Raw genomic sequence first — 12312 nt, 5'->3', positions numbered from 1 at the left:
CGCGGAGCCACCGGAGGATGGGGCGGTCATCGCGGGGACCTCATGGGGCACGGGCCTTGACCGCCTCGATCCGGCGGATGGCGTCGATGTCGAACTGGCCGGTGCGCCAGTCCTCCAGCATCCGGACGGAGCGGCGGTGCGCCGGCTTGACGTGCCGGGATTCCTCCATCAGGTCGCGGCTGCTCTCCTGCGTCGGCAGCAGCGGCAGGATGCGGAACAGCTCGTTGATGGTCGCGGCCTGCTGGCGCTGGTCCTCCGCCTGCATGACGTCCCAGGCAGCGGTGATGTGGCTCCAGCCGTCGAGCAGCCAGGCCATCCGGGCGGATTGCCCGCGCACGCGGACGATCTCGCCGTCCCAGTCGCGCATCAGCGGGCCGATCGCCTCCAGCCGGCGGTGGAAGTCGGCCAGCACCCGCTCGCCGATGCCGATGGTGTGCTGGGCGACCTCGGCACAGAAGCCGGCGACCGGCGCGGCATCGCTCGGCACCGTGCGCGCCCAGTCGGCCATGGCGTCGCGGAACGCCGTCAGGTCGACCAGGCAGCGCACCAGCCGCCCCGGCCGCGGCGACCGCGCCAGACCGACCGGCGCGGCCACGGCGGCGACCTCGGCCAGCCGGGCATAGAGCAGGGTCGCGTCCAGCCGCAGGCTTTCCGCCGCCCGCGTCATCAACTGGCGGGTCAGGCGCTGCCCCTCGTCGGTGTCGATGCCGGCCTTCAGCATCTCCGGCGATTCCAGGCCGACCGCCTTCAGGATCGCCAGGATCAGGAGGTAGTGGGTCAGCGTGCCCTGCTCCTCGTCCTCGTCCAGGGCGCGCCGGGCGGCCTGGGCCGCCTTGGGGCCGGCCAGGCCGCGGCGCGCGGCGCGCAGCGTCGCCCGGCGGATCTCGTTGGGGGAGCATGCCTCCTCCTTGACGATCAGGTCGTGGAGGTAGCGGTCGTGCATGGTCATCGACACCATCTCCGGCACCGCCTTCCAGGGGACGACATAGATGCCCATGCCCTGGGACAGGCTGGGGATCAGCACCTCCAGCTTCGACCGGTCGCCGCGCCTCACCCGCGTCTGCGACAGGAGCGGCGTGGTGAAGGCCACCGCGGCGCCCCGCTCCTCGAAGGTCGACGGCGCGTATTCGACCGCACCCCTCACCATGATGCCCGTTCCGGATCTGCCTGTCCGCCGCCTGCGGCGCGCCCGCTCGGGACCGAGCCGGGAACGCCGCTGCCGAAGGGCGATTCTTACATCGTCCTCCGCCGGGGCTTCGGGGCAAAGTTGTTGTGAATTGTCGCGTGGTGCGACGGCCTGTCTCAATCCTCGACACCACATCGGCGGCGTTTCACTCCAGGCCGCCGCCGCCGCGGCACGGCGCGGGGCCGCCACGGCCCTTGCGCTTTGCCCGGCGACGCGACAGTTTGGGCGGGATTCGGACCTCGACGGAATGGGAGTGACAGAGGGTGAGCAACATCGGCATCGTGCTCGGACGGTTCCACCGCCGGGAAGTGGGGGAGATGCTGGAGGAGGCGCGCACCGTCGCCGCCAGCCGCGGGCTCGGCATCGTGGCCGAGGTGTGGGTTCCGGGGTCGATGGAGAAGCCGCTGGCGATCAAGCGCCTGCTGATGCGCGACGACGTCGCCGGCGCGGTCGCGCTCGGCATCATCGAGCGGGGCGAGACCGAGCACGGCACCGTCATGGGCCATGCGGTGATCAAGAGCCTGATCGACCTGCAGCTTCAGTTCATGAAGCCGGTCGGCGTCGGGATCCTCGGGCCGGGCATCAACCCGTCGCAGATCCCGCCGCGCATCCGTCCCTACGCCGCCGCCGCGGTGAACGCCTGCGCCGACCTCCTGGAGCAGGCCTGACCGCTCAGGCCGCCGTCCGGCGCCGGCGGTGCAGCAGATGCATCGCCCCGCCGAACAGCAGGCCCCAGAAGGCCGAGCCGACCCCGAAGAAGGACAGGCCCGACGCGGTGACCAGCAGGGTGACCAGGGCGGGGATCCGCTCCTCCTCGGCCTGGACGGCGGCGAGAAGCGAGCCGCCGAAGGCGCCGATCAGCGCCAGCCCGGCCACCGCCTCGATCAGGATGGGCGGCGAGCGGGTGACCAGGGTGGCGGTGACCGCCGCCAGGGCCGCCAGCACGATATAGCCGACGCCGCCGGTGACCGCCGCCTGCCAGCGCCGCTCCGGCCGCGGGTCGGCGTCCGGGCCGGCGCACATCGCCGCGGTGATCGCCGCCAGGTTGACGGTCGGCGCGCCGAAGGGCGCCGTCAGCGCCGAGGCCAGGCCGGTCGCCAGGAAGGCCGGCGGCACCCGCGGGGTGTAGCCGAAGGTCGCCAGCACCGCCAGGCCCGGAATGTTCTGCGAAGCCATGGTGACGACGAACAGCGGCAGGGCGAGACCGACCAGCGCCTCCCAGGTGAAGACCGGCGCCACCACCGCCAGCGCCGGCCAGGGATCGGCCGGCAGGGCGCCGGACACCGGCGGGTTCAGCGCCATCGCCACCAGTGCCACGGCGACCGCCGCCGGCACCGCATAGAGCCTGGCGAAGCGCCCGACCACCGCCCAGGTCGCCAGCACCAGCAGGGCCAGCCCCGGCGCCTGCCCCATCGCCACGAAGGGCGCCAGGCACAGCTTCAGCAGCAGCCCGGCCAGCATGCCGCTGGCCAGCGGCTTGGGGATCGCCGCGATCCAGCGGCCGAGCGGCTTCCACAGCCCCGCCACCATGATCAGCCCGGCCACCGTCAGGAAGGCGCCGACCGCCGCCGGAAAGCCGCCGGCCACCGGGCCGGTCGCCGCCAGCAGCGCCATGCCGGGCGTGGTCCAGGCGACGCTGATCGGCTGGCGTTGCCGCCAGGCAAGCCAGATCGCCGACAGCCCCATGGAAAAGCCGACCGCGACGAGGCCGGAGGTGATCTCCGCGGTGGTCGCCCCCACCGCGGCCAGCCCCTGGATCACCACCGCGACGGAGCTGGCATAGCCGACCAGCGCAACCAGCAGCCCGGTGGCGAGCGCCGACGGCGACAGGCCGGAAGCAGTGGCGGCAGAGGCCGTACCGGTGGCCGTGCCGGTGGCCGCAGGCGAGGGAACGGCGGGGTGTTGGCGGTCGAGGGGGGACGAGCCGGGCATGCCCGCTCCTTTCTCATCCATGGACAGGACAGGGGAAGATCGTTAGATTGGATCCAATATCCACGCAAGCGGTTTTCGTGCCGCCCCGCTTCGGTTCCCTCCCATGCCCGATTCCCTCGACCTCCCCGGCCTGACGGCCCTGATCGCCCGCAGCCGGCCGCACTACCGGACCGCCACGGAATTCGTCGAGGCGGCGATGCGCGAGGCGATCCTGGCCGGCACGCTGCCGGCCGGCTCCCCGCTGCGCCAGGAGGAGCTGGCCGCCGCCTTCGGCGTCAGCCGGATGCCGGTGCGCGAGGCGCTGCGCCAGTTGGAGGCGCGGGCGCTGGTGGAGTTCCATCCCCACCGCGGCGCGGTGGTGGCGGAAATCTCCGCGGAGGATTCGGCCGACATCGGCGCCATCCGGGCGGCGCTGGAACCGGCGGCGCTGCGCCTGTCCCTGCCCCGCCTGACGCCGGAGGATTTCGCGCTAGCCGCCGAGCTGATCGCGGAAATGGATGCGGAGAGCGATCCGGGCCGCATGGGGGAGCTGAACCGCCGCTTCCATATGACCCTCTACGCCCGTGCCGGCCGCCCGCGCCTGCTGGCGCTGGTGGAGCAGCATCTCGCGGCGGCCGACCGCTACCTGCGCTTCCAGTTCGCGGCACTCGGCTACCATCCGCGCTCGCAGGACGAGCACCACGCCCTGCTGGCCGCCTGCCGCGCCGGCGACGCGGACGCGGCGTGCGAGGCGGTGACGCGCCACGTCCTGCAGGCGGGCGACCTGCTGGCGGCCTTCCTGCGGGACCGGGCCTGAGCGATGGACGGGAAGAGCGGGCGGCGCGAAGAGCGAGCGGCTGGAAACGCGAAGCTGCCGGCTAAAGTCTGTCTGTTGTTTATTGAAGCACCAGACAGACTCTAAACTTTTGGTTTTCCGTGTGATTCACGCTTCGAGCGATTCCGCTTGAAGCGTGAATCACACTCTAGGCCACTCCCAGCAGGTCGCCCAGCGCATGGCCGAGCTGGCGCGGGGTGACCGGCTTGTGGATGATGCCCAGGCCGTGGGCGGCGGCATCGCGCTCACACTCGGGGCCGGTTTCGCCGGTCAGGATCAGGCCGGGCACGGGCGGCTGGCCGGGAGCGTCGAACAGCTCGCGGATGCGGGCGACCGCCTCGGTCCCGATGCGGCCCTCGCGCAGCCGGTAGTCGGCGACGACCAGGTCGGGGCGGCGGCCGGACCGGCGCAGCGCCTCCACCGCCTTGTCGGCGCTCCCGGCCACCAGCACCTCGTAGCCCCAGTCGCGGAAGATCGTCTCCAGCCCCAGAAGCACGATGGCGTCGTCGTCGACCACCACGGCGAAGCGGCCACGGCCGGCGGTCGCCTGCTCTGCCGGACCCGACGGGCGCTCGACGCCCCGGCCGAGCGGCAGGGCGATGACGAAGCTGGTCCCCACCCCAGGGGTCGAGCGGACCTGCACCGGGTGGTCGAGCAACTGCGACAGCCGCCGCACGATCGCCAGCCCCAGCCCGAGGCCGCGGTTGCGGTCGCGCTCGGGATTGCCGACCTGGTGGAACTCCTCCCAGATCCGTTCCAGATGGTCGGGCGGGATGCCGATGCCGGTGTCGCGCACCTCGATCAGAAGGCCGCCGCCGGCCTGCCGGCATTCCAGGTCGATCCGCCCGGTTTCGGTGTAGCGCAACGCGTTCTCGACCAAGTTGCGTACCATGCGCGTCACCAGGGTGCGGTCGCTGAGCGCGGCGGCGTCGCAGGGCATCACCCGGAACTCCAGCCCCTTCGCCGCCGCCACCGGACGGTACGACGCACCGATATGCTCGAACAGCGGCCCGATCGGCACTGTCTCGATGTTCGGCTGCACCACCCCGGCGTCGAGCCTGGACATGTCGAGCAGGCTGTCCAGCAGCTCCTTCAGCGCATCGAGCCCGCGCCCCAGATGCATCAGCGCATTGGCACCCTGGCTGCCCTGCACATGCGGCTTCAGCACGTCGACGAAGAACAGGAGCGCCTGCAGCGGCTGGCGCAGGTCGTGGCTGGCCGCGGCCAGGAACTTGCCCTTGGCGAGATCGGCGGCCTCCGCCGCCTCCTTGGCCTGCATCAGCGCCTGCTGGGCCTGCCGCCGCGCGGTGATGTCGCGGAAATAGACCGACAGCCCGTCGGTGCTGGGGTAGATGCTGATCTCCACCCAGTCGCCCAGGATCGGCGACAGCACCTCCACCGTCATCTCGCGGCCTTCGCGCAGCGCCTGCTTCTGCGCCTCGAAGGCTTCGCTGCCGACCACCTCCGGGAAGGCCTCCCAGATCCGCCGCCCCAGCAGGGTGTCGCGCGACCGCTTCCAGACCTGCTCGGCCTTGCGGTTGATGTAGGTGAATCGCCAGTCATGGTCGACGGCGTAGAAGGCGTCGCTGATGCTCTCCAGGATCGTCACCGTCCGCTCGTGGGAGGCGCGCGCCTCCTCCTCCGCGCGCTTGCGGGTGGTGATGTCGCGGAAGAAGCATCCGACGCCCTCGGGGGTCGGCAGGAAGCGGATCTCCAGCCACAAGGTGGAGTTCTCGCCGTCGAACCGCTTTTCCATGCAGGCCGGGACCCGGTCGGCCATCGTCCCGCGGCAGGCCGCCTCCACATCCGACCCGACGAGCTGCGGCCACACCTCCCAAAGCTGGCGGCCGCGCAGCTCGGACAGCGGGCGGCGGACCAGTTCCTCGGCGCGGCGGTTCTGGCAGATCACCCGGTAATCGCGGTCGAGCGCGACCATCGCCTCGTCGATGCTGTTCAGGATGTCGCTGGCGCGCCGGCGGGCATCGGCGATCGCGTCCTCCACCCGCCGCTCGTCGGAGCGGTCGTGCAGGATCCACAGGAAGCCGCCGTCGCCGCCCTGGAGCGGCAGGATGGTGAAGGCACCCCACATGTCGCGGCCGTCGCGCCGGCGGAACGCGCGCTCGCCGTCGATCTGCCCGTCCTCCAGCGCCAGAGCCCGGAGCGCGTCGGAAGCCCCGGCGGCGGCATCCTCGGACGGGAACAGGAAAGCCACCCCGCGGCCGCGGGCCTCCTCCTCCGTCCAGCCCAGGAGGCGGGTGGCGCCGGGGTTCCAACTCGTCACCCGGCCGTCGGAATCGAGCGTCACGATGGCATGGCCGACGGCGCTGTCCAGGATGGCGCGCAGCCGCCGCTCGCTGTCGGCATGGGCGGCGCGGCTGCGTTCCAACGCCTCGCAGGCCGCACGGAGATCCTCGTTCAGCGCGGTGACCGTCAGCAGGTCGTCATGGCCGGGGCAGGCGTCGGAGAGCGCGGTCCGCAGCCGGGCATTCTCCAGCTCCAGGGCCTCAAGCCGGGTGCGCAGGTCTCCCCCGCCCCGTGCCGGCTCCCCCCTTTTACTGCTTTCGGCAGGTCCGGTTTGGACGAGCTGCGGATCGGTCATAAGCGTCCAAGAAAAACGAAGCCTTCATTTCGTGAGAGTGCGCAATAGCGAAAGCCGATGTAAATCAGACGAAGGAAATATTCCGGACGTTCAGAGAATAAATGATTTTATTCTTGTGGGTACCGTATATCGGCAAGAGCCCTCGCCATCGCGCGCACACCTGGATCCGGCACTTTGTCGCGACGGATCACCAACCCCAGGGTGCGGAACAGCGGAGGGGTCAGGGGCTGAACGGTGAAGCGGTCGCGGTCGGCGGGTCCCTGGACGGTCACCGCGGGCAGGATGGAGCAGCCGAGGCCTGCGGCGACGAGGTTCTTAATCGCCTCCACATTGCCAAGCTCCATGGCGGGACGCGGCTGGACGCCGCCGGCCATGAACCAGGCATCGATCACCGCGCGCATGGTGCCGCCGCGTTCGTAAAGGATGAGCGCCGTGTCCGCCAGGGCTGCCGGGTCTACCCCGGCCCCATTTCCGGCGTCTGCCGCAGGCGGCGGACTGCCGGCCGCCGCGGCAACACGGACCAGCTCCTCGTTGCAGACCGGCTCCACCGACAATCCCGCCCGCCCGGCGGGAAGGGTGACCAGCGCGAGGTCGAGCGACCCCGCCTCCACGGCGTCCATGATGTCCGGCGTGTTGCCGGTGACCACGATGATCTCCAGCCCGGGATGGGCGGCCCGCAAGGCGCTGATGACCGGCGGCAGGCGGTAGATGCAGGCGGTGGCGCCGGTGCCGATGCGTACCCGCCCGATCTTGCCGGCGCGGTGGCGCCCCATGCTGGCGACCGCCGCCTCCAACTCGTCCCGCACGCGCCGGATATGGGGCAGCAGGTCGCGGCCCGCCGCGGTGGGCAAGGCCCGCTTTCCCACACGCTCGATGAGGCGGAGGCCGAGCCGGTCCTCAAGGTTGCGGATCTGCATGCTGACCGCCGGCTGGGTCAGGCCGAGGCGGCCCGCGGCCTCGGTGAAGCCGCCATGCTCCACGACGGTGGCGAAGGTGACGAGCTGGTCGATGTTGAGGCCGCGCATACCCATAGAATTCCTTATGGTTCCGATCAAATCAATAAATTTGCCTTTTGCCTGCGGCTCCGCGACGGTTGGCGCATGACGACCGCAAGCCCCCTCGCCGACGACCATGCCCGTTCCGGGTCCACCTGGCTGGCGCTGCTGTGCGCGAGCCGCTTTTCCACGTCGCTGGCCTTCATGGCCTATGCCGGCGCGCTCGTGCCCGCCATGCAGGCCTGGGGCATGACGGCGGGCCAGGCCGGATCGATCCAGACCGCCTTCAACGTCGGCTACGCCCTGTCGCTGGTGGGCTCGTCCTGGTTCGCCGACAGCCTGGGCGCCAAGCGCGTTTTCCTGTGGGCAAGCTGGGCGACGGCGCTGACCGGCATCGCCTTCGCCTTCCTGGCGCGTTCCGCGGAAACCGGCCTCGTGCTGTTCGCCCTGCTGGGGCTGACGCAGGGCGGCACCTATGCCCCGTCCATCATGCTGGTGGCCCAGGGGGTGCCGGCGGGGCGACGCGGGGCGGCGGTCGGCTGGCTGCTGGGCGCCGGCTCGCTCGGCTATTTCGCCTCCATCGCGCTGGCCGCCGGTCTGGCGGAGCATTTCGGCTACCAGGCCGCCTTCATCGCCTGCGGGCTGGGACCGCTGCTGGCGACGCTGCTCGCCACCCCCGGCCTACGCGGACGGCCGAACATCGTCGCTGCCGGGCCGGCGCGCCGGCTGCGCGGTGCCTTCCGCTTCCTGGCCGACCGCCGCTCCATCCTGCTGACCGCCGGCTACACCACCCATTGCTGGGAGCTGCTCGGCATGTGGGCTTGGCTGCCGGCCTTCCTGACCACCAGCTTCGCGACCGCAGGCGCAGGGGGCGGAGGCGCCGGGATGCGCGGCCTGTGGATCGCCGCCGCCATCCATCTCTCGGGCTTCCTGTCGTCGCTGATGATGGGCAGGGCGTCGGACCGGCTGGGCCGGCGGACGGTGCTGGTGGCGATGGGCGTGCTGGGCGCGGCCTGCTCCTTCGGCATCGGCTGGATGGACGGCGCGCCCCTGGCGCTGGTCCTGGCGCTCGCTGCCCTCTACGGCTTCGCCGCGCTGGGCGATTCCCCAGTCCTGTCCACCGCGATGACCGAATCGGTGGAGCCGGGCAGCCTGGGCGCCGCACTCGCCGTGCGCTCCATCCTGGGCTTCGGGGCCGGTGGCGCCGCGCCGCTGGCGGTCGGGCTGATGCTCGACCGTGCCGGCGCCGCCGGTTCCGCCTGGGGCTGGGGTTTCTCGCTTCTCGGCATCGGCGGCGCCCTGGCCACGGCCTGCGCCCTGCTGCTGCCTGCCGACCGTCCCGTCCGCAACTGACCTCCAAACCGACCTTGAAGAGCCGCACCGCCATGAGCGCCATCACCATCCGCCCCTCCGCCGATGCAGACATCCCCGCCATCACCACGCTCTATGCCCACCATGTGCTGACCGGCACCGCCTCCTTCGAGGAGGTGCCCCCGGACGAGGCCGAGATGGCCCGGCGGCGCGGCGAGATCCTGGCCCGCGGACTCCCCTACCTGGTGGCGGAGTGCGAGGGCCGGCTGGGCGGCTATGCCTATGCCGGGCTTTACCGCACCCGAAGCGCCTACCGCTTCACGCTCGAGAATTCCGTCTATGTCGCCGCGGGCCTGCACCGGCGCGGCATCGGCCGCGCGCTGATGGATCCGCTGATCGAAGCGTGCGAGGGGTCCGGCCACCGCCGGATGATCGCCGCGATCGGCGACAGCGCCAACCAGGGCTCCATCGCCTTGCATGCTGCCTGCGGCTTCCGCCCTGTCGGCGTGCTTCCGGCGGTCGGGTTCAAGTTCGGCCGCTGGCTCGACAGCGTGCTGATGGAGCGTCCGCTCGGCCCGGGAAGCGACGAGGCGCCGGTGGAGCGGCGGTGACGGCTCAGTCCGCCCCCAGCAACTCGTCGTCACGGCGCGGTCCGGGAGCCCTGGCCATCGGCAGCGTCCCCGGCAGTTCCACGGTCGGCAGCGTCCATTCCACCGGCGGTGCCGCCCCCGGCACCGGACGGAAGCGGTCCAGCACCGCCAGCAGCGTCAGCATGGCCAAGGCCAGCGCCACCACCAGAAGCCGGCGGTCGACGCCGGCAATCGCTTCCCTGTGCTCCCGACACCCGTCCATGGCTGGCGATCCCCCATTGGTTCGGCCGCATCCGGCCTTCCTCGGGAGAAACTTGGGCTCTGCGGCCGATCGCCACAATGTGGTTTTGCCGCAGCCTGCCTTCGGATGGGACGAAGGCAGGTCGGCCAGGAGGGAAGAATGGCGCACAGCCCTTCCATGGCCTTCTCGGTCACGTCGGCGTCGCCGCCCGAACCGATCACATGCTAGCCGTCAGCGTCGAGCCGACTGCCGGTAACCCCGCCGCCGCCATCGCCGCTTTTGCCGACATGCCCTTGTGTGGGAGAGGCTTGCGCAAGCGCATCCCGGGCAAGCGCGAGGATGGCATCCAGCCGGATGACCAGTTCATGCTCGCAAAGCGCCGAGCGGGCGGCCAGCGCCTCGCGGATGATGAGGCGCAAGGCCTCCTGCTGGCCCTGCGCAGGGTTTGGCGGATCGGCAGCCATGATGGTCGGGTGCTCCGCTGCGGAAGGGTTCGGACGGCACGACCAAACCATTATGCCGGGACGGCGCGGCGATGCGCAACACGGCGGCGCCCGCCGCCGCATCGCCCACCGCATCGGCCACCGCATCGGCCAACGGCGCCGGTGGTTTTCATCGCCGCCCTGTGGACCGGCGCACATCCCGGCCGCTGGCGGGCGGGTAGGTTCGGCCCGTCACCGCAGCGCGCTCCAAGGCCGTCCCGGAAGCAGGCCGCGGCAGGCTGCCCGCCATGCGCGATGCGCATCCGATCCACGGAGAACCGCCATGACCCCTCTTTGCCTCACCATCATCGTCGCGCTGTGCAGCCTCGCCGCACTGGCCGCCGCCAGCCTCTGCCTCACCCCGTCTCCCCGGCTGGGAAAATCCCCGGACATGCTTCTCCGGAAACTCGCCGCAAGCGAGGACATCATGGGCTGACGACGGGCAGGACGGGAGAGGCGCACCGGCGCCACCCTCAGGACGGCACGGCCTCGGGCGCCGCCTCGTCGAACCGCCACTTGAGCCGCACGCCGCCCTCCCCGGCCGGCTCCAGCGCCGGGATGGCGGAGAGCAGCCGCCGCGTGTAGGGATGGGCCGGACGGTCGAAGACGGTGTCGCGGTCCCCTTGTTCGACGATGCGGCCGTCCTGCATGACGACCACCCGGTCGGCGATCTGCTCCACGACGCCGAGGTCGTGGCTGATGAACAGGCAGGAGAAGCCGTGCCGCGCCTGGAGGTCGGCGAACAGTTCCAGCACCTGGGCGCGCACCGTCACGTCGAGGGCGGAGACCGGCTCGTCGGCGATGACGAAGGCCGGGCGGCGGACCACCGCGCGGGCGATGGCCACGCGCTGGCGCTGGCCGCCGGACAGCTCATGCGGGTAGCGGTCGGCATAGGGCCTTCCGAGCCCGACCTCCGACAGCACCTCGACCACCCGTTCGGCCTTCTTGCGCCGTCCCATGCCCGGCACGCCGCGCAGGGCCTCGCCGACCAGCGCGCCGATGGTCATCCGCGGGTCGAGTGAGGAATAGGGGTCCTGGAAGACCATCTGGCAGTTGCGGCGATAGTCGGCCCACCCCTCCCCGCCCGCCTCGACCGGCCGGCCGGCATAACGGATGGTGCCGCCGCTGGGGGCCAGCAGACCGGCGATGGCACGGCCCAGCGTCGTCTTGCCGGAGCCCGAGCCGCCGACCAGCGCCACCACCTCCTGCGGCATGACCGACAGGGACAGGCCGTGGAGGGCGCGCTTGCCCGCCTCCCGGCGGAACAGCCCACGGCGGCCGCCATACTCGACGACGAGGTCGCGCACCTCGATGATCGGCGCCGCCGCCGGCGGGAGGGGACGCGCCGGCTGGCGGCGCGGCATCGCCGACAGCAGCGCCCGCGTGTAGGGGTGCCGCGGCGCGCGCAGCAGCCCGTCGGTGCGCCCCTGCTCGACGATCTCGCCCTTGCGCATGACGATGATGCGGTCGGTGTAGCGCGCGACCATCGACAGGTCGTGGCTGATCATCAGCACCGCGGTGCCGTGTGCGCGCGTCAGCCCGACCATCAGTTCGAGGACGTCGCGCTGGACCACGGCGTCGAGCGCCGTCGTGGGCTCGTCGGCGATCAGCAGTGCCGGCTGGAGCAGCATGACCGAGGCCAGCATGATCCGCTGGCGCATGCCGCCCGAGAACTGATGCGGATAGGCGGCGAGCGCCCCGTCGGGATCCGCGATGCCGACCCGCCGCAGCATGTCGAGCACCCGGTCGCGCCGCCCGTCGGCGGACAGCGCGCGCTGGTGCACCGCCAGCCCCTCCTCCAACTGCCGGCCGATGGTCATCGACGGGTTGAGGGAGGTCATCGGTTCCTGGAAGACCATGCCGATGCGGCCGCCGCGCAGCTCCCGCAGCTCCTTCGGCGACAGGCCGGCGAGGTCGCGGCCCTCGAAGCGGATGGTGCCGGCGGTGCGGCGGATCGCCGGGGGCTGGAGCGCCATGATGGACCGCGCGGCCAGCGTCTTGCCGCTGCCGGATTCGCCGACGATGCCGACGATCTCGCCCGGCGCCACCGTGAAGCCGACGCCGCGGACGACCTCCGTGCCGGTGGCCGAGACGCAGAGGCTCAGATTTTCCACGTCGAGCAGGGCGTCGAGTGCGGCGGCGGGAGGAATGGTGCCGGTCAT

General features: G+C 71.6%; 12 protein-coding genes. 5 read left to right on the top strand and 7 right to left on the bottom strand.

Going from position 1 to position 12312, the window contains the following annotated elements; translation table 11 throughout:
* Nucleotides 1-40: 40 nt before the first annotated feature.
* On the bottom strand, nt 41-1147 hold the full coding sequence (locus J2850_RS28185) for a hypothetical protein (protein WP_209989795.1): 1107 nt from the start codon (nt 1145-1147) through the stop codon (nt 41-43).
* Nucleotides 1148-1449: 302 nt separating this feature from the next.
* Here J2850_RS28185 and J2850_RS28180 point away from each other — a divergent pair, with 302 nt between their 5' ends.
* Nucleotides 1450-1854, top strand: coding sequence for a 6,7-dimethyl-8-ribityllumazine synthase (locus J2850_RS28180; protein ID WP_209989792.1), 405 nt, complete (start codon nt 1450-1452; stop codon nt 1852-1854).
* Nucleotides 1855-1858: 4 nt separating this feature from the next.
* Here the strand turns inward: J2850_RS28180 and J2850_RS28175 are convergent, their stop codons facing one another.
* The gene (locus tag J2850_RS28175; protein WP_209989789.1) at nt 1859-3118 is read right to left on the bottom strand and encodes a benzoate/H(+) symporter BenE family transporter; all 1260 of its coding nucleotides are present in this window, start codon (nt 3116-3118) and stop codon (nt 1859-1861) included.
* A 103-nt stretch (nt 3119-3221) separates the two neighbouring features.
* On the opposite strand from J2850_RS28175, the gene J2850_RS28170 reads away from it, so the two are divergent.
* Entirely contained in the window at nt 3222-3914 is a 693-nt protein-coding gene (locus J2850_RS28170; protein ID WP_209989786.1) for a GntR family transcriptional regulator, read from the top strand.
* A gap of 166 nt (nt 3915-4080) precedes the next feature.
* Here J2850_RS28170 and J2850_RS28165 read toward each other — a convergent pair whose 3' ends face one another.
* Nucleotides 4081-6531, bottom strand: a complete 2451-nt coding sequence (locus J2850_RS28165; protein ID WP_209989782.1) for a PAS domain-containing hybrid sensor histidine kinase/response regulator — start codon at nt 6529-6531, stop codon at nt 4081-4083.
* Nucleotides 6532-6638: 107 nt separating this feature from the next.
* A complete protein-coding gene (locus J2850_RS28160) occupies nt 6639-7556 on the bottom strand; it encodes a LysR family transcriptional regulator (RefSeq protein WP_209989779.1) in 918 nt (305 codons plus the stop codon).
* Between the two features lie 75 nt (nt 7557-7631).
* On the opposite strand from J2850_RS28160, the gene J2850_RS28155 reads away from it, so the two are divergent.
* Nucleotides 7632-8879, top strand: coding sequence for an MFS transporter (locus J2850_RS28155; protein ID WP_209989776.1), 1248 nt, complete (start codon nt 7632-7634; stop codon nt 8877-8879).
* A gap of 32 nt (nt 8880-8911) precedes the next feature.
* On the top strand, nt 8912-9448 hold the full coding sequence (locus J2850_RS28150; protein WP_209989774.1) for a GNAT family N-acetyltransferase: 537 nt from the start codon (nt 8912-8914) through the stop codon (nt 9446-9448).
* Between the two features lie 4 nt (nt 9449-9452).
* Here J2850_RS28150 and J2850_RS28145 read toward each other — a convergent pair whose 3' ends face one another.
* Nucleotides 9453-9689, bottom strand: a complete 237-nt coding sequence (locus J2850_RS28145) for a hypothetical protein (RefSeq protein ID WP_209989770.1) — start codon at nt 9687-9689, stop codon at nt 9453-9455.
* Nucleotides 9690-9892: 203 nt separating this feature from the next.
* Nucleotides 9893-10132 carry a hypothetical protein gene (locus J2850_RS28140; protein WP_209989768.1) on the bottom strand — a complete coding sequence of 80 codons (240 nt, stop codon included), beginning with the start codon at nt 10130-10132 and terminating at the stop codon, nt 9893-9895.
* Nucleotides 10133-10433: 301 nt separating this feature from the next.
* Between J2850_RS28140 and J2850_RS28135 the strand changes: the two genes are divergently transcribed.
* Complete coding sequence (locus J2850_RS28135) at nt 10434-10586, top strand: hypothetical protein (protein WP_209989764.1); 153 nt, start codon at nt 10434-10436, stop codon at nt 10584-10586.
* Nucleotides 10587-10623: 37 nt separating this feature from the next.
* Here J2850_RS28135 and J2850_RS28130 read toward each other — a convergent pair whose 3' ends face one another.
* Nucleotides 10624-12312: an ABC transporter ATP-binding protein gene (locus J2850_RS28130; protein WP_209989761.1), complete on the bottom strand. Its 1689-nt coding sequence runs from the start codon at nt 12310-12312 to the stop codon at nt 10624-10626.

The sequence above is a fragment of the Azospirillum picis genome, from assembly GCF_017876115.1.
Lineage (GTDB): Bacteria > Pseudomonadota > Alphaproteobacteria > Azospirillales > Azospirillaceae > Azospirillum > Azospirillum picis.
The sequence above is the reverse complement of the archived record's forward strand: the minus strand, read 5'-3'. Positions and strand labels throughout refer to the sequence as shown.

What these genes read in the sequence shown, in the direction of transcription:
- J2850_RS28185 (WP_209989795.1), bottom strand. Translation starts at nt 1,147, where the DNA reads ATGGTGAGGGGTGCGGTCGAATACGCGCCGTCGACCTTCGAGGAGCGG.
- J2850_RS28175 (WP_209989789.1), bottom strand. Translation starts at nt 3,118, where the DNA reads ATGCCCGGCTCGTCCCCCCTCGACCGCCAACACCCCGCCGTTCCCTCG.
- J2850_RS28170 (WP_209989786.1), top strand. Translation starts at nt 3,222, where the DNA reads ATGCCCGATTCCCTCGACCTCCCCGGCCTGACGGCCCTGATCGCCCGC.
- J2850_RS28165 (WP_209989782.1), bottom strand. Translation starts at nt 6,531, where the DNA reads ATGACCGATCCGCAGCTCGTCCAAACCGGACCTGCCGAAAGCAGTAAA.
- J2850_RS28160 (WP_209989779.1), bottom strand. Translation starts at nt 7,556, where the DNA reads ATGCGCGGCCTCAACATCGACCAGCTCGTCACCTTCGCCACCGTCGTG.
- J2850_RS28155 (WP_209989776.1), top strand. Translation starts at nt 7,632, where the DNA reads ATGACGACCGCAAGCCCCCTCGCCGACGACCATGCCCGTTCCGGGTCC.
- J2850_RS28150 (WP_209989774.1), top strand. Translation starts at nt 8,912, where the DNA reads ATGAGCGCCATCACCATCCGCCCCTCCGCCGATGCAGACATCCCCGCC.
- J2850_RS28145 (WP_209989770.1), bottom strand. Translation starts at nt 9,689, where the DNA reads ATGGACGGGTGTCGGGAGCACAGGGAAGCGATTGCCGGCGTCGACCGC.
- J2850_RS28140 (WP_209989768.1), bottom strand. Translation starts at nt 10,132, where the DNA reads ATGGCTGCCGATCCGCCAAACCCTGCGCAGGGCCAGCAGGAGGCCTTG.
- J2850_RS28135 (WP_209989764.1), top strand. Translation starts at nt 10,434, where the DNA reads ATGACCCCTCTTTGCCTCACCATCATCGTCGCGCTGTGCAGCCTCGCC.
- J2850_RS28130 (WP_209989761.1), bottom strand. Translation starts at nt 12,312, where the DNA reads ATGACCGGCACCATTCCTCCCGCCGCCGCACTCGACGCCCTGCTCGAC.